Source organism: Thermodesulfitimonas sp., from assembly GCF_052743955.1.
Window position 1 is genome coordinate 2954 of the sequence record NZ_JBRAIN010000008.1, and the last position, 24497, is coordinate 27450.

At 59.7% G+C, this 24497-nt stretch carries 34 protein-coding genes; 7 read left to right on the plus strand and 27 right to left on the minus strand.

The window, feature by feature from the left end; translation table 11 throughout:
- Positions 1-22 precede the first annotated feature (22 nt).
- From ACUVTA_RS01340 to ACUVTA_RS01465, 26 genes are all read right to left on the minus strand, one after another.
- Positions 23-289, minus strand: coding sequence for a hypothetical protein (locus tag ACUVTA_RS01340; protein WP_445951186.1), 267 nt, complete (start codon positions 287-289; stop codon positions 23-25).
- A 198-nt stretch (positions 290-487) separates the two neighbouring features.
- Positions 488-880, minus strand: a complete 393-nt coding sequence (rpsI, locus tag ACUVTA_RS01345; protein ID WP_445951187.1) for a 30S ribosomal protein S9 — start codon at positions 878-880, stop codon at positions 488-490.
- 17 nt (positions 881-897) lie between these two features.
- Complete coding sequence (gene rplM / locus ACUVTA_RS01350; protein WP_445951188.1) at positions 898-1326, minus strand: 50S ribosomal protein L13; 429 nt, start codon at positions 1324-1326, stop codon at positions 898-900.
- 102 nt (positions 1327-1428) lie between these two features.
- Positions 1429-3555 carry a ribonuclease R gene (gene rnr / locus ACUVTA_RS01355; RefSeq protein ID WP_445951189.1) on the minus strand — a complete coding sequence of 709 codons (2127 nt, stop codon included), beginning with the start codon at positions 3553-3555 and terminating at the stop codon, positions 1429-1431.
- 8 nt (positions 3556-3563) lie between these two features.
- On the minus strand, positions 3564-4049 hold the full coding sequence (locus tag ACUVTA_RS01360) for a PaaI family thioesterase (RefSeq protein ID WP_445951190.1): 486 nt from the start codon (positions 4047-4049) through the stop codon (positions 3564-3566).
- Between the two features lie 163 nt (positions 4050-4212).
- Positions 4213-5091, minus strand: a complete 879-nt coding sequence (locus ACUVTA_RS01365) for a hypothetical protein (RefSeq protein ID WP_445951191.1) — start codon at positions 5089-5091, stop codon at positions 4213-4215.
- A 12-nt stretch (positions 5092-5103) separates the two neighbouring features.
- A complete protein-coding gene (locus ACUVTA_RS01370) occupies positions 5104-5829 on the minus strand; it encodes a class I SAM-dependent methyltransferase (RefSeq protein ID WP_445951192.1) in 726 nt (241 codons plus the stop codon).
- Positions 5830-5850: 21 nt separating this feature from the next.
- Positions 5851-6036 carry a hypothetical protein gene (locus tag ACUVTA_RS01375; protein WP_445951193.1) on the minus strand — a complete coding sequence of 62 codons (186 nt, stop codon included), beginning with the start codon at positions 6034-6036 and terminating at the stop codon, positions 5851-5853.
- A 39-nt stretch (positions 6037-6075) separates the two neighbouring features.
- Positions 6076-6954 carry a glycosyltransferase gene (locus ACUVTA_RS01380; RefSeq protein WP_445951194.1) on the minus strand — a complete coding sequence of 293 codons (879 nt, stop codon included), beginning with the start codon at positions 6952-6954 and terminating at the stop codon, positions 6076-6078.
- 6 nt (positions 6955-6960) lie between these two features.
- A complete protein-coding gene (locus ACUVTA_RS01385; protein ID WP_445951195.1) occupies positions 6961-7794 on the minus strand; it encodes a glycosyltransferase family 2 protein in 834 nt (277 codons plus the stop codon).
- Between the two features lie 153 nt (positions 7795-7947).
- Positions 7948-8226 (minus strand): cell division topological specificity factor MinE, encoded by a 279-nt coding sequence (gene minE, locus ACUVTA_RS01390; protein ID WP_445951196.1) that lies wholly within the window; start codon positions 8224-8226, stop codon positions 7948-7950.
- A gap of 22 nt (positions 8227-8248) precedes the next feature.
- Positions 8249-9049, minus strand: a complete 801-nt coding sequence (minD, locus tag ACUVTA_RS01395; protein ID WP_445951197.1) for a septum site-determining protein MinD — start codon at positions 9047-9049, stop codon at positions 8249-8251.
- An 18-nt stretch (positions 9050-9067) separates the two neighbouring features.
- Positions 9068-9565, minus strand: a complete 498-nt coding sequence (locus tag ACUVTA_RS01400; protein ID WP_445951198.1) for a septum site-determining protein MinC — start codon at positions 9563-9565, stop codon at positions 9068-9070.
- Positions 9566-9694: 129 nt separating this feature from the next.
- Positions 9695-11683, minus strand: a complete 1989-nt coding sequence (mrdA, locus tag ACUVTA_RS01405) for a penicillin-binding protein 2 (protein ID WP_445951199.1) — start codon at positions 11681-11683, stop codon at positions 9695-9697.
- A 2-nt stretch (positions 11684-11685) separates the two neighbouring features.
- Positions 11686-12186, minus strand: a complete 501-nt coding sequence (gene mreD / locus ACUVTA_RS01410) for a rod shape-determining protein MreD (RefSeq protein ID WP_445951200.1) — start codon at positions 12184-12186, stop codon at positions 11686-11688.
- Between the two features lie 128 nt (positions 12187-12314).
- On the minus strand, positions 12315-13145 hold the full coding sequence (mreC, locus tag ACUVTA_RS01415; protein WP_445951201.1) for a rod shape-determining protein MreC: 831 nt from the start codon (positions 13143-13145) through the stop codon (positions 12315-12317).
- Entirely contained in the window at positions 13146-14177 is a 1032-nt protein-coding gene (locus ACUVTA_RS01420; RefSeq protein WP_445951215.1) for a rod shape-determining protein, read from the minus strand.
- Between the two features lie 45 nt (positions 14178-14222).
- A complete protein-coding gene (radC, locus tag ACUVTA_RS01425) occupies positions 14223-14888 on the minus strand; it encodes a RadC family protein (RefSeq protein WP_445951216.1) in 666 nt (221 codons plus the stop codon).
- 115 nt (positions 14889-15003) lie between these two features.
- Positions 15004-15597: a Maf family protein gene (locus tag ACUVTA_RS01430; RefSeq protein ID WP_445951202.1), complete on the minus strand. Its 594-nt coding sequence runs from the start codon at positions 15595-15597 to the stop codon at positions 15004-15006.
- Positions 15594-15854 (minus strand): DUF4321 domain-containing protein, encoded by a 261-nt coding sequence (locus tag ACUVTA_RS01435; protein ID WP_445951203.1) that lies wholly within the window; start codon positions 15852-15854, stop codon positions 15594-15596. Before ACUVTA_RS01435 ends, ACUVTA_RS01430 begins: the two co-directional genes overlap by 4 nt.
- A 126-nt stretch (positions 15855-15980) precedes the next feature.
- Positions 15981-16445, minus strand: coding sequence for a RidA family protein (locus tag ACUVTA_RS01440; protein ID WP_445951204.1), 465 nt, complete (start codon positions 16443-16445; stop codon positions 15981-15983).
- 131 nt (positions 16446-16576) lie between these two features.
- Positions 16577-16831 (minus strand): hypothetical protein, encoded by a 255-nt coding sequence (locus ACUVTA_RS01445; protein ID WP_445951205.1) that lies wholly within the window; start codon positions 16829-16831, stop codon positions 16577-16579.
- A 91-nt stretch (positions 16832-16922) separates the two neighbouring features.
- Positions 16923-17315, minus strand: coding sequence for a Ger(x)C family spore germination C-terminal domain-containing protein (locus ACUVTA_RS01450; protein ID WP_445951217.1), 393 nt, complete (start codon positions 17313-17315; stop codon positions 16923-16925).
- A complete protein-coding gene (locus ACUVTA_RS01455) occupies positions 17261-17920 on the minus strand; it encodes a Ger(x)C family spore germination protein (RefSeq protein ID WP_445951218.1) in 660 nt (219 codons plus the stop codon). The genes ACUVTA_RS01450 and ACUVTA_RS01455 overlap by 55 nt, the downstream gene beginning before the upstream one ends.
- Positions 17921-18202: 282 nt before the next feature.
- Positions 18203-19549 carry a spore germination protein gene (locus tag ACUVTA_RS01460; protein WP_445951206.1) on the minus strand — a complete coding sequence of 449 codons (1347 nt, stop codon included), beginning with the start codon at positions 19547-19549 and terminating at the stop codon, positions 18203-18205.
- A complete protein-coding gene (locus tag ACUVTA_RS01465) occupies positions 19530-20270 on the minus strand; it encodes a GerAB/ArcD/ProY family transporter (protein WP_445951207.1) in 741 nt (246 codons plus the stop codon). The genes ACUVTA_RS01460 and ACUVTA_RS01465 overlap by 20 nt, the downstream gene beginning before the upstream one ends.
- Before the next feature lie 115 nt (positions 20271-20385).
- Between ACUVTA_RS01465 and ACUVTA_RS01470 the strand changes: the two genes are divergently transcribed.
- The 7 genes from ACUVTA_RS01470 (at position 20386) to ACUVTA_RS01500 (ending at position 23911) form a co-directional block, all read left to right on the plus strand.
- Positions 20386-21393, plus strand: coding sequence for a hydrogenase small subunit (locus ACUVTA_RS01470; RefSeq protein ID WP_445951208.1), 1008 nt, complete (start codon positions 20386-20388; stop codon positions 21391-21393).
- 25 nt (positions 21394-21418) lie between these two features.
- The gene (locus ACUVTA_RS01475; RefSeq protein ID WP_445951209.1) at positions 21419-21814 is read left to right on the plus strand and encodes a nickel-dependent hydrogenase large subunit; all 396 of its coding nucleotides are present in this window, start codon (positions 21419-21421) and stop codon (positions 21812-21814) included.
- 7 nt (positions 21815-21821) lie between these two features.
- Complete coding sequence (locus tag ACUVTA_RS01480; RefSeq protein ID WP_445951210.1) at positions 21822-21983, plus strand: hypothetical protein; 162 nt, start codon at positions 21822-21824, stop codon at positions 21981-21983.
- Entirely contained in the window at positions 21941-22468 is a 528-nt protein-coding gene (locus ACUVTA_RS01485) for a nickel-dependent hydrogenase large subunit (protein ID WP_445951219.1), read from the plus strand. The genes ACUVTA_RS01480 and ACUVTA_RS01485 overlap by 43 nt, the downstream gene beginning before the upstream one ends.
- Complete coding sequence (locus tag ACUVTA_RS01490) at positions 22468-22809, plus strand: nickel-dependent hydrogenase large subunit (protein ID WP_445951211.1); 342 nt, start codon at positions 22468-22470, stop codon at positions 22807-22809. The genes ACUVTA_RS01485 and ACUVTA_RS01490 overlap by 1 nt, the downstream gene beginning before the upstream one ends.
- A 48-nt stretch (positions 22810-22857) precedes the next feature.
- Positions 22858-23331, plus strand: a complete 474-nt coding sequence (locus ACUVTA_RS01495) for a cytochrome b/b6 domain-containing protein (RefSeq protein ID WP_445951212.1) — start codon at positions 22858-22860, stop codon at positions 23329-23331.
- A gap of 208 nt (positions 23332-23539) precedes the next feature.
- Complete coding sequence (locus ACUVTA_RS01500; protein WP_445951213.1) at positions 23540-23911, plus strand: hypothetical protein; 372 nt, start codon at positions 23540-23542, stop codon at positions 23909-23911.
- 40 nt (positions 23912-23951) lie between these two features.
- On the opposite strand, the gene ACUVTA_RS01505 is transcribed toward ACUVTA_RS01500, so the two are convergent.
- Positions 23952-24278 carry a DUF3243 family protein gene (locus ACUVTA_RS01505; protein WP_445951214.1) on the minus strand — a complete coding sequence of 109 codons (327 nt, stop codon included), beginning with the start codon at positions 24276-24278 and terminating at the stop codon, positions 23952-23954.
- Positions 24279-24497 lie beyond the last annotated feature (219 nt).

A 24497-nucleotide genomic window follows, 5' to 3' on the forward strand; every position in this document is an offset into this window, starting at 1 on the left:
GGCGCCATACTCGTTATCCTCCTCAAAACTGTTGACGTGAATGCTTACAAAAATACAGGTCCTTTTCCTTAATTCCTTCCCGGACCACGCCCGGATCAGGGCCGCCGTGGCCCGGATCGACCACCACCAGCCGATCGATAACTACGGGCGCCAGGACCGCAACCTCCCGGACCGCAGCCTCTACTACCATAAACTGGTAAGTCCGTACCGCTACCGCCGCCAAGAGATACGCCCCGACAACTAAAACCAGAAATTTTAATCCGGCGCGATGCCTTTTCTCCAACCGCAAAAAAATAACTCCTTTCCCGACCGGTCTGCAAAAACTTTACGTTACCGGAAAAGGAGTTATTACCCTTACGGAGCAAGTAGCGAACGCTACGTCCTATTTCCTACGACTTTGCACTTCAAATCCCAAACCCGGAACAAACTTAAAGTTCCCTACGATAATTTTAACGCCGCAAGAACCCTAAAGCCGCCACCTGAAGCCTTAGCGCTTCGAGAACTGCGGCGCCCGCCGCGCCTTCTTGAGCCCGTACTTACGGCGCTCCTTCATCCGCGGGTCGCGCGTTAGAAAGCCGGCTTTCTTTAAAACCGGACGCAGGTTCGGATCTGCCTCAACCAACGCCCGGGCGATACCGAGCTGTACCGCGCCCGCCTGTCCGCTAATACCGCCGCCGACCACTTTAGCCTTAACGTCGAAGCGCCCGAGCATCCCGGTAATTTCTAACGGCTGTTTTACCAGCACTTCGAGAGTTTTCCGCCTAAAGTAAGCATCCAGCGGGCGCTCGTTAACGACCATATTACCTTCACCGGGTGTGAGAAACACCCGGGCGATCGCGTTTTTCCGTCTTCCCGTACCGTAAAAGTGAACCCTGGCCACCTCAACCCCTCCTCAATTTAAAGCTCCATTACTTCCGGCTTTTGCGCCTGGTGCGGGTGCTCCGGACCGGCATAAACCCGCAATCTTCTGGCCATACGTGCGCCCAGCTTAGTCTTCGGTAACATGCCCTCCACCGCCTTGCGCACGGCCAGTTCCGGGCGCGTTCTCATAAGCGTTGCGTAATTCATTACTTTTAAGCCGCCCGGATACCCGGAATGCCGGATGTAGAGCTTCTTCTCTAACTTGTTCCCCGTAAGGAGGACCTTATCCGCATTCACAATAATCACGTGATCACCCGTATCGACATGCGGCGTGAAGATCGGCTTATGCTTTCCGCGCAGGATGTGCGCTGCTTTGCTTGCTAACCGCCCGAGGGGTTTCCCAGCAGCGTTAAGCACGTACCAGCGCCGCTCGACCTCTTCGGGCTTGGCCATAAAACTGCGCATTTTACTTAACCTCCTCTGCTGCTCACAATCGCTCGCGAACCAAATTACGCCGTAAACTCTGCGGTGCTCCGGAAAAGGATGCGAAATCATACAAGGAAAAGTTTAATATACCCCGTTTCCAGATGTCAAGAGTGCGAATTCGACCATTCGCTCTTCAACGGAAACGCGCACCACCTGTACCCGGACAGGATCGCCCAGACGGTAGCAGCGACCTGTGTTCTGTCCCGTAAGGGTGTAGCGGCGCTCGTCGTAAACGTAAAAATCATCGGTGAGCGTCCGGACGTGGATCAGACCTTCAACGGTATTCTCAAGCTCCACGTAGAAACCCCAGGCGGTTATACCGCTAATAAAACCGGGGTAAACATTCCCGATCTTATCCTGCATGAAGGCCACCTTTTTGAGCTCGGTTGCCTCGCGCTCCGCTTCCATCGCCACCCGCTCGCGCTCGGAGGATAGCGCCGCCGCCAAGGCTGCCTTTGCCCGCAGTGCTGCCGCCCGCTCTTCGGGCAGGGTCCCGCCCCCAAGCGCCTCCCGCAGCACCCGGTGGATGAAAAGGTCGGGGTACCGCCGGATCGGCGAGGTAAAGTGGGTATAGTACTCCGAGGCCAACCCGAAATGCTCCGTACGCTCCGGAGCGTAGCGCGCCTGCTTCATGGAGCGGAGCATGACGCCGTTCACCAGCCGCTCTTCCGGCTTTCCCGCAACCGCTTCGAGCACCGCCTGAAAGCTTGCCGGTTCAAGACGGCTAAGTCCCTGCGCGCTGTAACCGAGGCCGGACAGAAGCTCTTCCAGCGCCGCAACCTTTTCCGGGTCCGGCTTCGGGTGAATCCGGTAGATAAAGGGCAGGCCAAGCCGGGCCGCATGGCGCGCTACCGTCTCGTTTGCCAAGAGCATGAACTCCTCGATGATCTGTTCGGCGATGCTCCGCTGCACCCGGTAAACCGCCACCGGCCGCCCCGCCGCGTCAAGCTCCACCTTCGTCTCCGGAAGGTTGAAGTCGATTGCCCCCGCTGCAAGGCGGCGGCGGCGCAAGATAAGGCAGAGATCACGCATCCTTTCGAGCATCGGCACCACGTGGGCGTAGTGCGCCCGCAGTTCCGGTTCTCCCTCCAGGATAGCGCGCACCGCCGTATAGGTCATCCGCTCCCGCGACCTAATAACCGACGGAAAGATGTCGTAGGCCAGCACGCGCCCCGCAGGATCAAGCGTTATTTCTACCGAGAACGTCAACCGGTCCGCGCCGGGATTTAAACTGCAGATGTCGTTGGAAAGCCGCGGCGGGAGCATCGGCACCACCCGCCCCGGGAGGTAAATGCTCGTCCCCCGTTTCAGCGCTTCCCGGTCGAGGGCGCTGTCTTCCCGCACGTAGAACCCTACATCCGCAATATGGACCCCCAGCCGGTAAGAACCGTCGGGCAGAAGCGTGAGGCCCACCGCGTCGTCAAAATCTTTGGCGTCCTCCCCGTCAATGGTGATGATAAGCTCCTCCCGCAGGTCACGGCGAGCGTTGAGTTCCGTGGCGGGAATCGTTTCCGGTACCGCCTCGGCTTCCCGGAGCACCCTGGCGGGAAAATCGTCCGGCAAGTCGTAGCGTCGGCAAAGAACCGTAATATCCATACCCGGCGCATCCGCCGGCCCCAAAACCTCGACCACCCGCCCCTCGGCTGGCGTCCGCGGCGCCGGATAGGCGGTGAGCTCGAGCACCACCTTGTCGCCGCTCTTTGCCCCCGCGAGCCGGCCCCGCGGCACGATGATGTCTGCTCCGAGGCGCTGGTCGTCCGGCACCACCACCGCAAAGCGCCGTTTCTTACGGAGCGTCCCCACCACGCGATGGTTGGCGTGCTTTAAGACCCGGACAACCTCTCCCTCCCGCGTCTTCCCCCTGCCACCGGGCACCGGCCGCACCGCCACCCGGTCGTTGTGCATCGCCCCGTTAAGGCTCCCTGGGGGGATAAAAACGTCTGCCGTCCCTTCCCGGTCGGGGATAAGGAAGGCAAAGCCCTTCGGGTACCTCTCAATCCGCCCGACCAGCAAGTTAAACTGCTCCGGTAGGCCGTAGCGCGCGGCTCGCGTCTGGTAGATAAGCCCCTCCGCTTCCATCTCCCGGAGGAGCTTCTTAAAAGCGGTGAGATTCTTACCATCAGGGAGGAAAACCCGCGCCAACTCCGCCACTGTAAGCGGGCGGTAGGCCTTCCGGCGCATATATTCGAGAATTTCTTCCTTCGTCATTAACCCCCTTAACCTCTCCGTGAATCTTCATCCTTCGTTATGAATTTCTCCGTTTCTTTCCGTGTCGCCCCGTCAGGGGTAGTGATGCAGATAAATTTTCCGGTGGCCGTTGCCGCCACCGTCCCGTCGGTGAATAGAACTGTTGCTCCTAAAATAGCCATCTTCCGTCGGGCCTCTACCAGTTCTGCCCGCACCTCGAGCACCGCACCCACCGGAACCCCTTTCTTGAAGCGCACTGCGAGCTCGCCGGTATAGGCCTCAACCCCGCGGCGCCAAAGCCACTGGGCCATCGCCTCATCACAAAGTGTAGCGATAAGCCCCCCGTGCAGGTACCCGGGCCACCCCTGATGCTCCGGCCGCACCGCAAAGACGGCACGCACCACCCCGTCTTCCTCTTCGAAGGAAAGCTTAAGCCCGATCGGATTTCGCGAGCTACAAGCAAAACACATATTTTCTTCCGGATCCAGTGCCACGGCGTAGTCCTCCGTTACCATCCCCGCCCAATAGTCTTATTTTAACTTAAAATAACACCTCTGGCAAATAAAAAGTGGGCTTTGCGCCACCGCCGCCAGAAGACCTGCTTCTCAGGTGAAGTTTTGGTCCTGCCACTTCTGGAAACCTAACCGTTGTTGCAACCGTCTTACTGCGCTTCTACCGTTACCTGCCATTCTGCCCTCCGGATAGCCGGCGTATCATTTCCGCCGCCAGAGCGCCGAAGCTGCTTTCCTCCCCGTGAATGCGGCTAAGTTCGAGAAGACCCCTTATCCCGTACTGGGCGATCAGTCCCGAGAGGTTACGGTTGAACTCTAACTCCTTGTCAGGGAGAAACATCCGCTGAAAGAGCGTCGCGTGAAAGACCCGGACCGATAGGAGGCACTTCGGCCGCCAGCCGCTTTTAGTGCCCATGTAGTACCGGTAGCCGAGTAATAGCGCGTCATCCTCAAACCCCTGCCTTCCTTTCAAGAAGCACAGGTCGTACCCGCCAACTTCTCTCAGCGCCGCCGACCGGTGCACCACGGGGTGAACGAAACCAGTCACCACCCGTTCCTCCGTCAGCGTGGCCAGCAGCCGGCAAAGCGCCGCCAGGTCGTGCAGGGGTACGACCGGCACCACCTTTTTCCCCTTACCTTCGGGGTGGAGTTCTCCTTCCCGCGTGAGGATGCCGGGACAGACCATCGGCTCCCCGGTGCGTTTCAGAAAAGCGAGCAGCGGGGAAACCCACCCCATAGGGAAGGCCATATCCACATGAAGCTCCGAAATAAAGGCGACTTCCGGAAAATTGGCCCAGATATGTTCAAAACAGGCCATCCGGCCCGCCGGAATCCCCACGTTCTCCCCCCGGCCCAGGATTTCCGTACGAAGGTTGTACCGGTTCGCGAACGAGCGCAGCGCCTCGTTCGTTAGTAAGCCCTGGTTGTAGAAGACCACCAGCGCCCCGGGCGCGCTGCGAGCCAGACTTCCGAGGCAGAGGTCCGCCATCGCCAGGTCGTCCTTATCCCGCACCAAAAAAAGGAGCGTGTGGGCAATTTCTGTCACCTTTCCACCACCCTACCCTTCAGAAGACATTACCGAAACCAGCAGGTACCCCGGAAAAAGGTCCCTTTCCGCCACCGGGAGCTGCCCCAAAAACGCCTCCGCCGCCGCTCTCACCGTCCGGCTGTTGGGAACATAATCCAAGAAGGCCAGCCCCGCCAGGAGACCGATGGTGTACTCTTTTCTCAGGGTTAGCCCCGCCTCCTGGCACACCGGCGCTAGGCTGACCACCGGGTTTTCCACCCCGTACGGCCACGTACCGGTATACTCTGCCGCCCACTTGCCTACCCGGTAGGGCAGGCACCGCGCGTTCGGGTTAAAGCTCACCACCACTCCTCCCGGCCGCGTAACCCGCTTCATCTCCTTAAGCGCCTGGACCTGCCCACGGTAATCAAGGTGTTCCAAAACCCCCGCATTCCACGCAAAGTCAACATAATGGTCCGGAAGCGGTAGCTCCCTGATATCAGCAAGCAGGTACTCCGCCTCAAGGTTCCGGCACTGGAAGTTCTTGCGGGCGAGAAACAAAGCCTCTGTTGAAAAATCGACCAGCACTACCGCCGCTCCTGCAGCGGCCAAGCGCAGGGAAATCCGGCCAGAACCGGCTCCCGCCTCCAGCACCCTTTTGCCGGTAACACTGCCCCACTCCCTCATCAGCGTGTCGTAGATCTCCTGGGAGAGCGGGTCCCATTCCGGATGCTCCCCCTGCGCCCACAGCGCGTCCCAGAGTTCCTTATCGCTCACGCACCCCACCTCCTCCCGCCGCTACTCCCGCCAGCGAACAAGCCGGGGGAAAGTATCCAGGATCGTCTCGTACTGCTCCTTTATCCCCCACACCCCCTCAGGATCAAGCTGCCGGTAGCGCAGATACTTGGATAGACGGTCCGCAGGCCTCATCCAGCCGAGGTGCTTCACCCGCAGCCCGCTCTGGATCCCAGGCAAGAGCGTCACGTTCGCGGGAAAACGGCCGCAAGGAAGCGGCTTCTGCGACTAGGTATACGGGAAAAAGGGCTGGTAGCGCACCAGAAGAACGAAGTAGCGAAAGTGCGCCGACCAGAGCGGCTCCTCCCGGTAATCCTCCGGCGTCCAGAAGTCATAGAGGCGGAAGGCGTAATAATCGAAATCCGCCTGGTTGACCATCCGCCTAAGTACCGGTGCCGCCCCCGCCTCAAAAAGTTCATCGGCGTCAAGGCATAAGATCCAGTCGGGCCCGGTTTTTACCGTCTCTTCCCACAACATCCGCCTAAGGGCCGCTTCGTTGCGCGCAAAGAGGGACCCCTCGTTGCGAACCAGCTTGAGTGGCAAGCCCTGCAGTATCTCACGCACTACTTCCGGCGTCGTGTCGGTGCTACCATCATCGATCACCACAGCGTCATCTACGATCTCCCGCGCCTGCTCCAGTACCAGCCGGAGGAAGCGGTCGGCCTCGTTACGTACCACCATCGCTAAAGTGATCCGGTTGCCCGTGGCCTTCGCCACCCTTTGCCCCCAGGGGAAACGCCGGGGCGCTTCTCGCCGCAGTGCCGGCTTAAAGTCCAAGTCGGTGACCCGCCATTCGCCGTCCTTCTTTGCCAGCTTCACCGTTGCCGCTTGCTCCGTAATGAAATTACGCTCCCCGAGAATCCCGAAGCTTTTCACCTTCGCCCGAACGGTCGCCGTGGTTTCATCCGCTGCGCCAAGGCTCATCTCCGGGACTTCCGTGAAGGCTACGTACTTTCCGCGGCGCACCCCTTCAAGAAGCCCTGCCCGCTCCTCGCGAACCAACTCCTGCAGAGCCCCGTCGAAACAGCCGCGCCCAACTTCTGGGTCCGCTGCGTAGCAACCGGTACTTCCCCGGAAAATGAGTGCCCGCCGCGCACAGCCGAGCACCCGGTGCTATTCGCCGAACCAGTCGTCACCGGTAAGGATCCCGTTTTCGTGCATGTAATCTAAGGCTTCCGGCAGGTCGGTTTCACGGTAAAAATGGAAGGCGGGGCAGCAGGTATCAACAAAAAGTTCGTAACCGTGGGCTACGGCGCGCAGACAGAAGTGGCGATCTTCCCCCCAAAAGGAAAGGTTATAGAGGGGCGAAAAATTGATACCCTTTTCGAGGACGCCGCGCGCGATGAGCGTACAGGCCCCGAGCCCTCCGACCCTGTAAAGCCCTGGCTCCGCCAGGCGCTCCAGCCACCGCTGTTGACGCAGTAGCGCCTCCTCCGGCGCCACCCACTCGCCAGGAAGGACCTCGTAAAGGGTGTAGTGATCGCAGCCCCACACCTGCGGGAGTTTCCCACAGCCGGGCTGCCACTCCGTCCAGAAAATCTCCGCCACAATCTCTTTACCCGTAGCGCAAAGCTGGAGGAGCGTCGCAGGATGAAGCACCAGATCGGAATCTACCAGGAAGAGGCGGTCGTAGCCCTGCTCCAGTGTGGCGGTAATGAGCCGGTTTTTATGCGCGGCCACCCGCCAGACAAGCTCCCGTGTCCAGTGGTGGGTCACCTCATCGCAGACGTATTCCCCCGCCGGTTCCACCCTTTCGACGAAGACCCGCGAGTTTTCTGTAGCAAACGTCGCGAGGAGTTGCGAGGCGCTTTGCTCCTCGTTGTCGTCGATGAAGAAATAGTCGACCTCCAGCCCCTCCCGCCGCAGCCTGCGGAGGCTCTGCAAAAAGCACGCTAAAATCAGGGGCTTTTGCCGTACCGGTGCGCCGATCAGAATCCGTTCCGTCACGGCCCGCACCTCCCTCCACCATATAGTACGCCCCCCGACCGGCGCGTTAAATTTTGTCTCGCAACCGACGCCGCCGGCGGACGACAAAAAACCCGCGCCCGCCGCGCGGGCTCCTCTTATAGCCGGCACCACCTTACAGACGAATATATAACCCTACACCGAAGCCGCCTTAACCGCCCGTTTCACCCGCCGCACCGGGATACTCGCTACCAGAGCCACCATGTTCTCTGACGTGCCGAGCGTGACCTCTAACCCTTTCTCGTCGATTTCCATATAGCGCGAGATCACCTGGACGAGTTCATCCTTGAGCAGCTTCAGGAGTTCCGGGGAGACGTTTGCCCGATCGTGCACTAAAACCAGGCGCAATCGCTCTTTAGCAATCTCTTTGCTCGCCGGCGACTGCCGGAAAAGGTGCCCCAAGAAATCCAGCAAAACCCTTCCTCCTCTCTACCCGCTACCCCAGCCCGATGATTTTCCGCAGCCGAGCAAAAAGGTTTCCGTTACGCTCCAGGTCCATGTCCATGAGGGGCACTTCCTCCCCTAAAATCCGCCGGGCGACGTTACGGAAGGCTTCCCCGGAGCGCGAGCGCTGGTCTTGCACCACCGGCTCCCCTTTATTGGTGGTGACGATGATCTGTTCGTCCTCCGGGATTACCCCTAACAGGTCCACCGCCAGAATATCGAGAATATCGTCGATATTCATCATCTCTCCCTGCTTCACCATCCACGGGCGTAGCCGGTTGATGATGAGCTTCGGCTCCCGCAGGTCCGCCGCTTCAAGCAGCCCAATTACCCGGTCAGCATCGCGGACAGCGGAAACTTCCGGGGTCGTCACCACAATCGCCTTCTCCGCACCGGCGATCGCGTTTTTAAACCCCTGCTCGATGCCGGCCGGACAATCGATAATCACGTAATCAAACTCCTCTTTGAGCTGGTGGCAGATTTCCTTCATTTGTTCGGGCTTGACCGCCGTTTTATCTTTAGTCTGGGCGGCCGGCAAAAGGTAGAGGCCGTCGAAGCGTTTGTCCTTGATGAGCGCTTGCTTCAAACGGCAATGGCCGTGAGCCACATCGACCAGGTCGTAAACAATCCGGTTCTCCAGACCCAGGACGACATCCAGGTTTCGCAGGCCGATATCGGCGTCAACGAGGGCCACCTTATAGCCCCGCATGGCCAGGCCCGCACCGATGTTTGCCGTAGCCGTGGTCTTGCCCACGCCTCCCTTGCCGGAAGTTATGACAATGACTTCACCCATTCTTTGTCCTCCCCACCGTTAAATTTCCCCGGTAAAACATCCTCCTGGCCTTCTCCGGAAGCCCTGCGCCACTCTTCCCTTTCCGGCTGCCCGCCCTTCGGTGACAGCGCAAACCGCGGACCGTTTCTGGCACGCTCTCCTCCCCGGAACATAGGCCTCAATCGTCACGACCCCATTTTTTATCCGCGCCACCTCCGGTTGCCTCGCCGGGGTCATCCCCTCCGGTGGCCGCGAGATGTGGTTAGCAATCCGCAGTTGCGTCGGCTCGAGCCGGAAAGCAACCACCATCGCGCCCTCGTCGCCGCCCGCGCCAGCATGGACCATCCCACGTAGCGCACCGACCACAATTACGTCTCCTGTGGCTGTCACCTGAGCCCCGGGGTTAACGTCGCCGATAATGACCACATTCCCGGGATAAAAGATACTTTGCCCCGAACGCAGGGTCCGCAAGATCAGAATCGTTTGCTTTTCCCGCTGGCCCACCGCCCAGGAACCGGCCCCGGATTCCAACGCCATACCTGATCCCTCCCCCTTTCCTACTCCCTATTCGCCGCCTTTAAACCAAATCCTGCTAAACGCACCTGAAAAACCGCTGGTTTAAAGGCTTTTTCTTTTTCTTTATTTTGACAAAAATTACAAGTAATATCAATCCCCGGTACCCGTTTTCTGGATCCCCTGCTCCATCTTCAACGGCAACCCGAAATAAGCGGCAAAAATGTTCCGCGCCACCGGCGCCGCTACCGAACCGCCGTGCCCCGCGTTCTCCACTACAACCGCTACGGCCACCTCCGGCTTCTCCACCGGGGCGTAGGCGATAAAAAGCGCGTGGGTTCCCTTCCGTCCGGAAACCTCGGCCGAACCTGTCTTTGCGGCCACATTCACGGGTAGGTCGTAAAAGGCACCGTACGCCGTGCCGCCCGGTTTCGTCACGAGCGCCATCCCCTCCTGGATCACCTTCAGGGTCTCCGGCTTCACCTTCGCCCTCCCGACAACCTCCGGCCCGAATTCCGCGACGAGCTCGCCTCCCGGCCCCATAACTTTTTTCACCAGGTGCGGCCGGTACCGGATGCCGTTGTTCGCGATGGTCGCGGCATAGTTGACAAGTTGTAAAGGGGTACAGAGGTTGTAACCCTGCCCAATAGCGGTATTGAGCGTATCGTAAGCCCGCCACTGCAGATCCCAGGCGTAGCGTTCGTACTCCGCCCGAATCGCGGCGAGTTTCCTGTCCCGTTCCCGCTCTAACTGTGCGCGCGCTTCGTCATCCGGCGCTTGAGCAATAAGGGGGGCGTACCTTTTTTCTACCGCTTTCAACTGGGGACTGAAGATGGCGTCAAGATAAGCTTTGACCGTCCTGTATTTGTATTCAGGTGTCGGAACCACACCGGTGACCTCACCGGGAAGACCGAGGCCTGTCGCTTCCCCCAGCCCGAACTCCCGCGCGACCCGCGCAATCTCGTTAATGCCGGTCAGGTTGCCGATGGTCCAGAAATAGACGTCGCAGGAAACCTGAATAGCCTTAACGAGGTCGACACGGCCGTGGCCCCCGGGAAGCCAGTCGTGAAAGACTCGCCCGAGGACGTAAACGCCGGTATCGTGGATGGTAAAATTGGGCGTGATCTTCCCGGATTCGAGCGCCGCCATCGCCGTGATCATCTTAAAGGTCGAACCCGGCGGGTAGGCCCTGAGCGCCCGGTTGAGAAACGGCTTGTCGGGCGCGCCGAAGAGCTGCGCCACCTCCTGCGGTTTCAGGTCCCGGGTGAAGGCTGCCGGGTCGTAGGCCGGAAAACTCGCGAGCGCCAGGATCTCACCTGTCTGCACATCCTCCGCCACCGCAGCGCCACCAGGCGCCGGGTAGCCCTCATGCCGCGCGGCCTCAATCGCCCTTTTGAGCGCCTCCTCCGCGACCCGCTGGAGCTTAAGGTCAATAGTCAGGATAACGTTCGCCCCCGACACCGGTGGTTTTACGCCGAAGTCGCGCACCGGCCGGCCCGTGGCGTCAACCTCCAGGTAGCGGGCGCCATCCTCACCCCGGAGGTAGCGCTCGCAGACGTACTCGATGCCGTCCTGCCCGAAGGGGTCACCTAGCTTGTAGCCTTCGTCCTTATACTTCTCGAGTTGCTCAGGCTTGATCTCTTGTACGTACCCGATGACGTGGGCCAGCGTCGTCCCGTAGGGATAAGCACGTACGGGCGTTATATCCACCAGCACCCCGGGGAAATCCTCCTGGTGCTCTTCGATAAAGGTGACCACTGACAGCGGCACGTCGGTTGCAATCCTGACCGGCTCGTAGGGAAGCACCTGCGCCTTCATTTTTTCGCGCAGCTCCGCCTCGTCCTTCCCTAAAAGGCGCGCCAACCGCTTAATCACGGCTGGGGGCACCGGTTTACCCAGGTTGGCGATTGAAAGCGTATAGACGGGGCGGTTGCCGACGATTTTCCGCCCGTACCGGTCGTAAATCTCACCGCGCGGCGCGCGAATAGTCATTAAGCGGAGGCGGTTTTCCCGCGCCAGGACCGCGAACTGTTCCGTCCGGAAAATCTGGAGCTCAGCAAGACGAAAAAAAAGGACCGCAAAAACAACCACGGCCAGCACTATAAAAACCCTGACCTTCTTCTCCACCACTTTTCGTTCCAAAGTCAGAAGCGTTCCTCCCTTAAGATTCCGTAAAAAGTCGCCCGGTGAAAAAGGCGGTAAAAGAGGAGGCTTACCAGTCCGTTATAAACCGCAACGGGAAAGATCACCCGGATAAAGGCGCCCGCAGGAGCGACAAAGATGCCCAGGGTCGCAAGCAGAAGGTAGACCACGGCGCCGGCGACCATACTTGTCCCCCAGACCACCACCGCCGCCACGAGCAGGCTCTCCTTGTAAACCCGCACCTCTACCAGACCCGCTACGTAGCCGGCACAGAGCTTGCTCAGCGCGTGTAGTCCAATATAGTGACCGCAGGCAAAGTCTTCTATCAGCCCGCCGATAAAACCCCCAAAGGCCCCTTCGCGGGGGCCTTTCAGGATGCCGTTGAAGATAACCAGCAGCAGCACCAGATCCGGTTTCACCCCGGCTACCCGGAGGAAGTGCAGCACCGTCTCTTCTAAAAGCAGCGCCACCCCGATCAGGATTAGAAACGCGACCGTCCGCACGCCTCGCCCAACCCCAATCAAAACCAAGGATTTGGGTAAGAAGAACAACCCGCAGTTAAGCGGAAGCAAACACCGCCGTAGTTCCGGGCCAAAAACAAGTTTACCGTTAAAAGATGGTTTCCCAGCCTTTATTTACTGCTTTTTAGTAGGACCAGTACTTCTTCAAGATGGTCGAGATTCACCGTGGGCTGCAGGTAAAGCGTTTTGAAAAGGCCACTCTTTTCCTCTGCCACCTTAGTCACCGTGCCCACAGGTATCCCCGGCGGGAAGACGCCGCTCAGGTTGGAAGTGAGCACAAGAAAGCCCCGCCGCACCGGCGCGTCCTTCGATACGTAGCGCATCTTGAGGCCGCCGGCTTCACCCAGGTTCCCGTGGATAATGCCAGGCGTCTGCGTCTCGTAAACAACAGCTCCCACCGCGCTCCGAGGGTCAGTGATGAGGAGCACCTCAGCTGTATGCTGGCTCGCCGCCAGCACCCGCCCGACAAGCCCGGCAGGAGTAAGTACCGGCGCGCCCGGCGTCACGCCCTCAGCCCGGCCGCAGTTGATGGTGACCGTACTGAACCAGTTATCCGGACTCCGGCTGATCACCGCCGCCACCAACGAAGCCTCAAAACGGGTCGTCCGGTAGTTGAGCAGCGCTTTTAGGCGCGCGTTTTCCGCTTCAACCGCACGGAGCCGCCGCACCTCGCCCTCCAGCGCCGCTACCTGCTTCTCCAGGGCCCGGGTCCGGCCGTTCTCCTGGCCCAGCGAAAAAACAAAGGTCGCCCTGGCTTCCACCGCCTGTGCAGCCCGCCAAACCGCCCGCTGGACCGGCGCCGCTACGTCCCGCGTCCACGCTGCTATCGGGTTAAGGTCTACCGGCCGGTCGGCCCGGGTTAAGTGAATCGTGCCCACTGTCAAGCCAACTAAAATGAATGCCAGAAAAAATTTTTTCGCCGCGCGCCAGGAAGGCGCCATTTACCCCACCTTCCGCGGTTGCAGGACCACCCGCCGCAGAATCTCGATGTTGTCCAGCACGTAACCCGTCCCCCGAACCACCACCAGTAGCGGATCGTCCGCCAAGCCGACCGGCATCCCGGTTTGCTCGCTCACTAGGCGGTCAAGCCCTTTCAAGAGCGCGCCGCCCCCGGCCATGATGATCCCGCGGTCCATAATGTCGGCCGCTAACTCCGGCGGCGTCCGCTCGAGGGTCGCCTTGATCGCTTCGAGGATTGCGGCCACCGGTTCTGATAACGCTTCATAAATCTGTTCTGCCGAAACCTTGACGGTCTTCGGCAGGCCGGTCACCAGATCCCGGCCGCGCACATCCTCGCTGCCGAGCCCTTCCGGCTTATAAGCCGAACCGATTTTGATCTTAATCTCTTCCGCGGTGCGCTCACCGATCATAAGGTTATAATGTTTCTTCACGTACTGGATAATCGCCTCGTCCATTTCGTCGCCCGCAACGCGAATGGAGCGGCTGGTCACGATGCCCCCTAAAGAGATAACCGCCACCTCAGTCGTTCCCCCGCCGATGTCCACGATCATGTTGCCGGTCGGTTCATGCACCGGAAGCCCGGCGCCGATCGCCGCCGCGAGCGGCTCCTCGATGAGGTAAACCTCCCGTGCGCCAGCCTGAAGCGCCGCTTCCCGCACCGCCCTCTCTTCCACCGTCGTCACGCCGGACGGCACACCGATAACCACCCGCGGCCGGAGGAAAAAGCGCCGCCCCCGTAGCGCCTTGTTGATAAAATACCCGATCATCGCCTGCGTGGTATCAAAATCGGCAATAACGCCGTCTTTCAGCGGCCTGATGGCCACGATGTTTCCGGGCGTCCGCCCGATCATCTGCTTTGCCTCTTCGCCCACCGCGAGTATCTGTCCGGTATCCTTCTGGATGGCCACCACCGACGGCTCGCGCAGCACCACACCGCGCCCTTTCACGTAGACGAGGCTGTTAGCCGTACCTAGGTCAATCCCTAAATCTCTGGAAAAAATGCCGAAACGCAGCACCTTGAAGCTCCCTTCTCCGTTAAGGCCGTTTTTCTGTTCAAATCAGAGCAGTTTTTCTGCTTTGAGACTGATATACTTATTATCCCCTACGATGATATGGTCTAAGATTTCGATCCCTAAGAGTTCCCCCGCCTGCGCGAGCCGCTTCGTCAGCGCCACGTCCTCGCGGCTTGGAGTCGGGTCGCCGCTCGGATGGTTGTGCACCAGGATCACCGTGGCGGCGCTCCGCCGCACCGCGCCTTTGAAAACCTCCCGCGGCTGGACCCCCGCGCTATTGAGGCTCCCTACCGCCACCGTCTCCACCCCGATTACCCGGTTTTTCGTATCCAACAAGATAACCCGGAACTCCTCCCGCTCAAGATGGCGCATTTCGGGCACCACCAGCGCCGCGGCGTCCTCGGGGGTGCTCACCGCTACCCGGAACCGGACGGCCGCGCCAAGCCGCCGCCCCAACTCCAGCGCCGCCGCCACCTGCGCTGCCTTCGCCGGGCCAACGCCCTTGACCGTGCTCAGTTCTTCCGGCGATGCCTTTCCCAGCCCCACCAGCCCGCCGAAGCGCCCGAGGAGGTAGCGAGCCAGATCGAGGGCCGATCCTTCCCGCGAACCGGTCCGCAAGATGATCGCCAAAAGTTCTGCTTCGGCAAGCGCCCCCGGACCCTCCCGCCAGAGCCGCTCCCGTGGTCGGGCGCTCTGGGGCAGCTCCCGCATCGCCACCCGGTAGGCCGGCCGCACCTCTCCGCCTAAATCAACCCGCCCTTTCACCTTGACCCCCGTGTCATGCGCGCCTGGGAGCCACCCGGTCCCAGACACGCTCTCTTTTCCTTCAGCCTTCATCCTGGCGCAGCAGCAGGTTGACACCGAAGCCTTTTAACATTTCCCCTAAAAGATGAAGGGGTAGTCCCACTACGTTAAAGTAACAGCCTTCAAGCCGCCGGATAAAAAGCGCCCCGAGACCCTGCGCCGCGTACCCTCCCGCCTTATCCAGCGGCTCCCCGGTAGCGACATAGGCGGCAACCTCCGCATCGCTAAGGGGGGCGAAACAAACCCGCGTCGCCGCGTGGGCCGCCACCGCCCTGCCTTCCGGCACTGCTACTACCGCCACCCCGGTAAAGACCGTGTGGCACTCCCCTTGAAGCTTCCGGAGCATCCTGCAGGCCTCCGTCGCGTCGCGCGGCTTCCCTAACACCCGCCCCCGGTGCACCACCACCGTATCGGCACCGATAACCAATGCCGCCTCCTCAAGCTTGGCGGCTACCGCCTGCGCCTTCCGGAGGGCCACCACTTCGACCGCCTTCCCCGGTGGCAGAGGTGGCAGCGTTTCGTCCACCGGGACCGCCAACACCACAAACTCCATACCCAGGCTCGCCAAGAGCGCCCGCCGCCTGGGCGAAGTGGAAGCAAGGTATAACTTCCTCACAGCCGGCGGTAGGCAAGGTAGCCGATGGTGAACCCCAAAGCGGTCAGCGGTCCGACCACCAGCGAAAAACTAAAGGTGAGCGTCAGGAAGCGGCGGTTGAGCGTTGCCGGCCCGAAAGCAACCCGGGGAACCGCTTTGAGCGCCGGAACATACACGGCGAGCCACTCGCCGAGGACGCTGCCCGCCAGCCCGCCGGTTAGGAGCAGGGTGACCAGCAGCCAGGGGCCAGCAGGAGAAGACTTAAATCCCTTTGCCAAAATTTAGCCCCCTTGAAAAAGAACACGCAATTTGTCCGAAGACAGTTTATCTTAAACCGGTTAACTTGACAAGCGGGGCAGGCTGGACACCAGAATATACCGCACCCGTAAAAGGCCGACGTTCACTTAACGGGCATTTACCTTTACTACCAGCGCGAGCTCTACCGCCGCGCCAAGCGGCAAGGCGCTTGCCCCCACCGCTACCCGGGCGTGCCGCCCCGCCTCTCCGAAGATCTCCTCTAAGAGCTCTGACGCGCCGTTTAGGACCTGCGGCTGGCCGAAAAAATCGGGGGCGCTCGCCACATAACCAGTCAGTTGGATCACCTGCATCACGTTGTCGAGGCTCCCCGCCGCCGCCCGCACCACCGCCAGGGCGTTGAGCGCGCAGAGGCGTGCCGCCTCCCGCCCTTCCTCTACCGTCAGCTCTGCCCCTACCCGCCCGGTGTAGCAGATCTTCCCCGCTACGACCGGAAGCTGCCCTGCGGTAAAGACCAGACCGTTTACTATAGCGTAAGGAACGTAAGCCGCCACCGGCCGTGGCGCCTCCGGTAGCATGATCCCCAGCGTCGCAAGACGTTTCTCAATACTCATCCCAAGCCTCCCCTGTCCGTCTTAATCCTTTATCCTCCGGCTTTTCCTTCTATCGCCGCCGTCCCAAAGCTTATTCCACGTTCAACACCTTCGTCTCCTCTCATTTTACCATAAAATCATAAAATCCGCTTTCAGCCGCGCAGTTCCGGGGGTAAAAGCCACCCTTCAACCGCTTTGTAAACCGGGCGCACCAGCGCTTCGATCCCCTTGGTGACGTTCGGCAGCGGCCAGTGAAAAATCTGCCCCGTGGCTAGGATAAAGCCAAAAAGGGAAATGACGATGAAGGCGTAAAGCTCCCGGCGCATCCCGTTTTTGAGCATCCGGGGCACTTCGAAGTAGGCTACGGTGGCGTAAAAAAGAAGTAAGAGTAAAACGTAGACCAGCACCCGCTTACCCTCCTAAAAATTCTAAATGTGCGGCGGGAAGCCTCACGGCTAAGGCGATCACCGCAACTTTCCGCTTCGCTTAAAATATTCTTTATCGCAGTTCCTTCCGGAGTACGGGTCCGAGTCTGAGCCCCATACGTCTGATCTTGGTATCGGCAATAACCTTCACCTCTAGCGATGGAAAATATTCCTCCGCCCAAAGGGCCCGCATCGCCAGCCACTCGCGGGGGTAGCGCCGGTGAAAAGCAGCCCCGAAGGCGAAGGCGTCGCTCCTGTACTCCTGGGCACGCCGTACCGCCCGCATCACTTCTCGCTCAATTTGCTTCGCTTGGAGCGCCTCGAGCCTTTTTATCGTCTCTTCCTTTCCAACATCCACGGCGCAGTTTGTTTCGGCAATGTTTCCCTCCTCGGAAATCTTCACTGTGGCCATCAGCCGCCCGTCGCGGGTGATTTCCGGTATAATCTGGGCCTTCGACCGGGGAATGTTGACCGATACAAAAGCCCCTTTTTATCCGGGCAAGAGAGCTCAAGATGCCCGCCTTGAACCTTCCCCTGCGTCCAGAGGAGCCCCCGCGTCTCGTGTTCGTTCAGGTACCCCACCAGTTTCTCCCCCCGGAAGAGAGCCGCACCGCCGATCTTAATTTCGAGGTAAGGTTCTGGTGCCGGCGTAAACGGCTTATCCGGTCGGGTGGTAAAAGAGGGGTTCCGCTTCACCCACACCACCGCGCAGTAAGCTCCCTGCCCCTCCGTCGCTAATAAGCCGAGGAAATCACCCAAATTCACCGGCGGGAAGTGGTTAGCCCGCTGTTGCTCGCGCATCAGCACGTCAATCCGGAGCGCCGGACCAATTTCGTGGGGATTGGGCACTTCCATCACCTCAGGCATCTTCCCCCGCACTACCAGCACGTGGGCAAGCTTTCTGATATCGACGCTCCGGTCGAAGAAGTCGAGCGCCTTCCCGAGCCCCTCCCGGGACAGCCTTTCGCCGAACAGGATCTCCCGGTTCCGGGCAAAAAAAAGCCTCTTGGGTACAATTAGAGAAAGTTCCCTTATCGCGTCGAAGATGGTCCGGCCAAACCACCGTATAATTTCGGAAACCCTTCGCCGAGGCGCTGGCGCCGGGCGTTACCGCGCCTCGGACAGCACCGCCTACCACGCGCGGGTTCAGTAGCTGAACCAAAAGTTCAACCTTTCCGTGGGGCGCAGCATCTACTTCTATACCGGTAACAAAACCTAAGTCCTCTACCTCCTTAAAGTCCCAGCACCCAGCGGTAAAGAACGTGAGCACCAGCAAAACTGGCATTACCAAACCACCGCAAACTCACCATCCCCTCCCCTCAGCATCTCCCATTTACCCTTTCGCTTTCTGCCTTACTCTTCCGGCGGCGGTCCGGGTTTGAGCCCCGGCGGCATCCGGTACCAGTTCCGCTTGGCAGTTTCGGGACGGGTACGCATCATCCAGAGGGGTACCCGCACTAAAACGTCCTTGAGATCGGGGAACTTCAGCGGGGCAACAGGCGTAAGGTAGGGTACCCCGAAGGAGCGCAGCCCCGCCAGGTGAATCAATAACGCCAGCAACCCGGCCGTAAGCCCGAAAAGGCCCAGGCTTCCGGCGAGAACCATCAGCGGGAACCGAAAGAGGCGCATCGGGAGCGCCAGTTCGTAGGAAGGCGTGGCGAAAGACGCCATACCGGCCAGCGCCACTATGATCACCATTAGCGGCGAAACCACCCCCGCCGTAACCGCCGCCTCCCCTATAACCAGGGCCCTGACGATGCTCACCGCATGGCCGATGGGGCGCGGGAACCTTATCCCCGCTTCCCGCAAAAGCTCGAAGGTCAGCTCCATTACGAGCGCCTCCAGGACCGCCGGCAGCGGCACCCCTTCCCACGCCGCCGCTACGGAAAGAAGAAGCCGGAAGGGAATCATCTCCTGGTGAAAGGTGGTGATAGCAATATAAAGTGGCGAGGCCGTTACCGAAATAAAGAAAGCGGGGTAGCGCAGCCAGCGGATAGCGGTACTGATGACGGAGGGATGGTAGTAATCTTCCGGCGACTGCAAAAGGGCGGCAAGAGTAGCCGGCACAATCAACGCCATCGGGGTAGTATCAGTCAGGCAGGCCAGTTTTCCTTCGGCCAGCGCTGCTGCCACCCGGTCGGGACGCTCGGTAGCAATGGTCTGGGGGAAAAAGGAATACGGGCTATCAACCACCATTTCTTCCACGTAGTGGCAGCTAAAAACGGTATCCATATCTATCCTCTTAACGCGCGACCGAACCTCCGCGACCAACTCCGGCGTCACCAGCCCTTTAATATAAAGGAGAACCACTATCGACTGGGTTAGTCGCCCAAGATTGAACCTTTCCACCACTAAGTTTGGGGTCTTTAGCCGCCGCCTAATGAGCATAATGTTCCGCTCGATATCCTCTACAAAGGCGTCCCGAGGACAACGGACCACACTCTCGATCTCGGGGTCACCGATCGACCGCGTCTCGTAGCCGCGGGTATCCAGCACCAACGCCTGTGTCTCACCCGCCAAGAAAAGAACCGCTTTCCCGGCCAGGATGGCTTCCGCCGCTTCCCAGAAATCTTTACAGTCTTCAAGCTCAGCGATAGTAGTCACCCGATCTTTGACCATCCCTATGGAAACTGGAACCCCTTCAGGGTAATCCAGCATCAGCCGCTCGAGGATGTGGTAGTTAAGCTGCGCTCGCTCCACTGCGGAGCACCCGCCACCGGTCGCTTACAAAAGGGACCAGCATAAAGACCACTGCCATCTGCGCCAGCCACCCGGCCGGCGCAATCGTCCCGCATATTACCGGACCAAACCCAAACTCCATCAGGGGAAGAAAGCGGGTTACCTGAATATCCTTGACCAGCAAAAGCAAAAGCAGGAGGAAGACCGGGGCAAAGACCCCCCAAACCAAAATAACCCGGCACATAAAACCTCCAGTCCCAAATAAATCACGTAACACGCCAACAAACCGAGAACCACGATAAAAACGATAATCGGGGTATGCGGGTAATAAGCGGTAGCCATAAGCTCCCCCGAACTGGCGCATAACGTAATAGCCCCCGTAGAAAAAGTAAAAGGTGTAGATAAAGCCGACCAGCTTACCGCCAAACTTTCCGAGCAGCCGGGGTGCGTACTCTACCACTGTTTCTTCCGGGAAACGCAGGGCCAATCTGGTGGCGATAAAAACCACCAGGAAACCGAAAAGACAGGCGAGGAATCCGGAAAGCCATGCGTCCTGCCGCGCTTTAGTCACCATGATCGAAAGCACGAAGAAAACGGCTGCCGCCAGTACAATAGCCACCTGGTAAACCATCGCCGCGAAGGCGGAAATCCTTCCTTCCTCGCGCACCGCTTTACCACCCGTTCTATATTTTTTCTCGGCCAGCAAAAGATAATAGCCCCTCCCGCGCTCCGTCGTGGCCATAGAAAACCAGTTATTACCAAACACCGGTAACCTTTTCCGCCTGTTTTGCCTGTCTGGAAACGCATCCCCGACCGCCAGAAAGTTAATAATAGAAAAAACGGACCGGAGGCGCCGCATGCGGCCAAAAGTAATCTGGCTTACCACCAACAGCTGCGCCGGAGATATTCTTTCGCTCCTCAACGCGCGTCACCCTAATTTTTGGCAGATGGTAGAGGACTATTTTGACTTTTATTTTGAACCCTTCACCATGGTGGCCGAAGGAGACCTTGCGCTACAACCGCTCGCGGCGGCTTCGGACGACGCGGCGGGGGAGTATATCCTGGTAGTCGAGGGGAACATCCCTACGGCGGCAGAAGGCCGCTACTGCGTCATCGCCTATCGCGCCGGCCGGCCTTGGACGGCCCTCGAAGCGGTGCAAGAGTTGGCGGCAAAAGCGCGGTACGTAGTGGCCGCCGGTACCTGCGCCGCCCACCCCAATCCCACCGGCGCCCAACCGGTAAGCGCAGTGGTCCCGCAGCAGGTGATCAACGTCCCTGGTTGCCCGGTTCACCCGGATTGGCTTGCCGGCACCCTTTACCACTTAGTGGCGTACGGTATGCCAGAACTCGACGCCCATAACCGCCCCCTCATTTACTTCGGCGAAACGGTGCACGAGCGTTGCCCGCGGCGCGCGGATTTTGAAAATGGTAACTTCGCCGCACAGCCGGGTGAAGCCGGGTGCCTGTACCGGCTCGGCTGCAAGAGGCCGGTGACCTATGCCGATTGCCCGGTGCGCCAGTGGTGCGGTGAGCATACCAATTGGCCAGTCGGCGCTAACACCCCCTGCATCGGCTGCGCCAGCCCCGCGTTCCCCGACGGCCTCTCCCCCTTCTTTGAACACCTGCCGGACTTCGAAGCGCCGCCCCTGCGCCTTAACGCCGACCGCGCGGGGTTACTTACAGGGGTACTGACAGCACTTGGCATCGGCGCGCACCTAACCGCCAACATTGCTACGGGCAGGCTGGCCCGGACGCTCAAGAAAGCACGTAAGGGTAGAACGCGCCCCGCGCAGGCGTTTTACGCAAGCTTCTGTCACGACGCCCGCGCTAAGAGGCACGCAAAGCTTAGATGTGAGATGCCATAAAAAGTTTCGGAACGGAGGTGGACCCGTGCGAAAACAGGTTATGCTAAGCCCGATCACCCGCGCCAACAACTGCGGCCACGTCGAAATCACCGTAGCCGACGGGGAGGTTACCGCTTGCCGCGTCGGGGCCCTTTTCTTCCGCGGCTTTGAGCTACTGCTCCAGGGCCGGGACCCGCGCGACGCCCCTTATTTTGCCCAGCGCATCTGCGGTATCTGCGCCACAGCCCACGCTACCGCCGCAGCCTACGCACTCGAGGACCTGGCGAACGTCCGGCCGCCGCAAAACGGCCACCGCATCCGGAACCTCATCCTGGCGGCCGAAACCCTCCAGAACCATATCCGGCACTTCTACCTGCTAGTCCTGCCCGACTACGTTCGGGGGCCCGCGAAACCTCCGTTCACCCCCCCGCTACCGGCATGACTACCGCTTGCCGCCGGAAACTGAGGCCCGCCTGATGGCCCATTACGCGGAAGCCATCGGCGTTGCCCGCGTAGCTCACGAAATCATCGCCGCGCTTGGCGGGAAAAGGCGCCCCACCAGCACGGTATTCTTGCCGGCGGTGCCTCCGTCTCCCCGGACGGTGCCCTGATCCTCAACTTAAAAGCCAAGCTCGACCGCCTCGGTCAGTTTGTCGCTGCGAAGATGCTCCCCGACGCCGAAACGCTCGCGGCCGCTTACCAAGACTACTTCGAACGTGGCCAGCGCCCCCTGCGGCTCCTGACCTTCGGCATGTACCCGGTAAACCCGGAAAGAACGCACTGCCACTTCCCTAGCGGCGTGGTCGAGGATGAGAACGGCGCTCAAGCAGTAGATACAAACGCCGTCGTCGAGCACCTCCGTCACGCCTATTTTGAAACAGCAGCCCCGGAGGCGCCCGGCCGGGCTGCAACCCGGCCGCAGCCGGACAAACCCGGCGCCTACTTCTGGATTAAGGCGCCGCGCTACGCGGGAAAGGCGTTCGAGGGCGGTCCCCTCGCCCGTCTCTGGGCAACGGGGTGTTACCGCCGCGGGGTTAGCGTTCTCGACCGGCTTCTGGCCCACGCGAAAGAAACGGAAGAGTGCTCTGCCAACTAATGGCGCAGTGGATAGAGGAGCTTGAACGGCGCCGACCCGTCTTCACCCCTTACGAAATCCCGCGGGCAGGAGAGGGCCTCGGCCTCACCGACGCGATGCGGGGGCCTCTTTTGCACTACATCCGGGTGGAAGGAAGGCGCCTCAGCCGCTACGAGATCATTACCCCGTCGGCATGGAACTTCTCGCCGCGGGATAACGAAGGCAGGCCCGGGCCAGTGGAGGAGGCGCTTATAGGGACCCCGGTGGCCGACCCGACAGAACCGGTCGAAATCGGGCGGATCATCAGTTCCTTTGACCCCCGCTACGCGTGCGCCACCCATATCATAGTTCGCAGTTCGTAAACGGACCCCAAAGGTTCCCCAATCTAAGCCCCAAAGGAGGTTGGGCCCGTGATTCAGAAACGCCACCCGCTACCCGCAAGAATCTTTCACTGGACGCTCGCCCCCCTGGCCATCACCCTTGTGGCTACCGGCCTTTACCTTACCAATCCGCCCTACCACGGCAGCCCCCGCACCGCGCGGAAACTTCATTCGCTCGCTGGCTTTCTCTTCACCGGTGGCTTTATCGCCCGCCTCTATTACGCTGTCCTGCGCCGGGAGTGGCGGTTGATCCTTCCCAAGCGGTACGACCTCAAGAAATTACCGTCTTTTGCCAGGTACCACCTCTACCTTACGGACCAAAAACCGCGGTTTCGCAAATACAATATCGGCCAGAAGTTCCTCTATACCTTCTGGCCGCTCGAAGCTATCTTCGCTTTGCCCTTAGGGTTCTTCCTCTACGCGGCGCGTACCTTCGCGCGGCCCGTGACCTGGCTGGGGGTCTCGCCCGCATCCGACAAATTCTCTACTCTCTTACTCTCCTAACCGCCGCCACCATGGCCGGCCACATCTACCTGGCCCTCACCGACAGCGTGGGAAAACTGAAATCTATCTTCACCGGTTGTTATAGGCGGGGAACCTGATCCTGCCAGAGTCGCTTGTATCGCCGTCCGTCCGTCTCCCATAGAAAAGCCCTTCCCTGTCAGCTTTGCTTGTGGTAAAATAATGCAACAACTATCAGGGGGGCCAAGGTATGGAGCAAGTCCTCCAGCACATCCTCGAAGAACTTAGAGAACTCCGCCAAGGCCAGGATGAACTCCGGCAGGGGCAGGATGAACTCCGGCGCGTCCAGGAAGTCCACGCGCACCGGCTAGAGCGTCTCGAACAGGGTTTAGGGAGACAGGTCCTGCGGCTAGAGCGGATCGAAAACCGGCTAAATAACCTGGAGAAGGGCCAGGAGAACCTGCAGACCCAGATAACGCAGCTGGAGGTGCGCCTCGAAACCGAAGCCTTCGACAAAATCAGGATCCTGTTTGATGCCTTTCAATTGCACCGCGATTACTTCGAAGAGATCCGTGCTTCCTTGAGGAACATTGAAGAAAGGCTCTCAGTTTACGACCGGTAATTCCTGCTGCTGCGCGCCGAAGGTAAAAGGACGTAGGTATCTACGGCTTCTTCCGTCCTTCCGTCGTCTCGTCGGGCCCTTCCACGTCACTTAACCGCGAGGGTTTCTTGCGTTCGATGGTATCGCGCTCGACAAGCCGGGCCAGCATCGAGGCGAGCGCCCGGCGCTCGATCTCGTTGCCTTGGCCCCAGAGCTCTTTTATTAACCGCTGCTCCCGGTTGGCCGAATCAACGTAGCGGTTCAAGAGCTCGCCAAAGCGGTAGCTGATATCCTCCGCGTTTTCGTCGGATACACCTAAAAGCCGTAGCGCCTTCAACCCCTTCCCGAGCCACTCCTTGAGCTCGTTCCAGCCAAGATCGATTTCCATGTTTCCACCCCGAAGAACAGTTTTTCGGCGCTAAACCTATTATTGATTTCACTGCAAAAACCCCTTTTGCACTACCAGTGCTTCTACATCTAGTAACCTATTGCTAATGACAGCCCTATATGTTGGCCAGCCCGAAAGGAAAAGAAGGTTTTTGCACCTGAATCATTATTAGCTTTTCCGAGGGTATCTATTCTCTGGGGTTTTTATGAAAAATCCGGT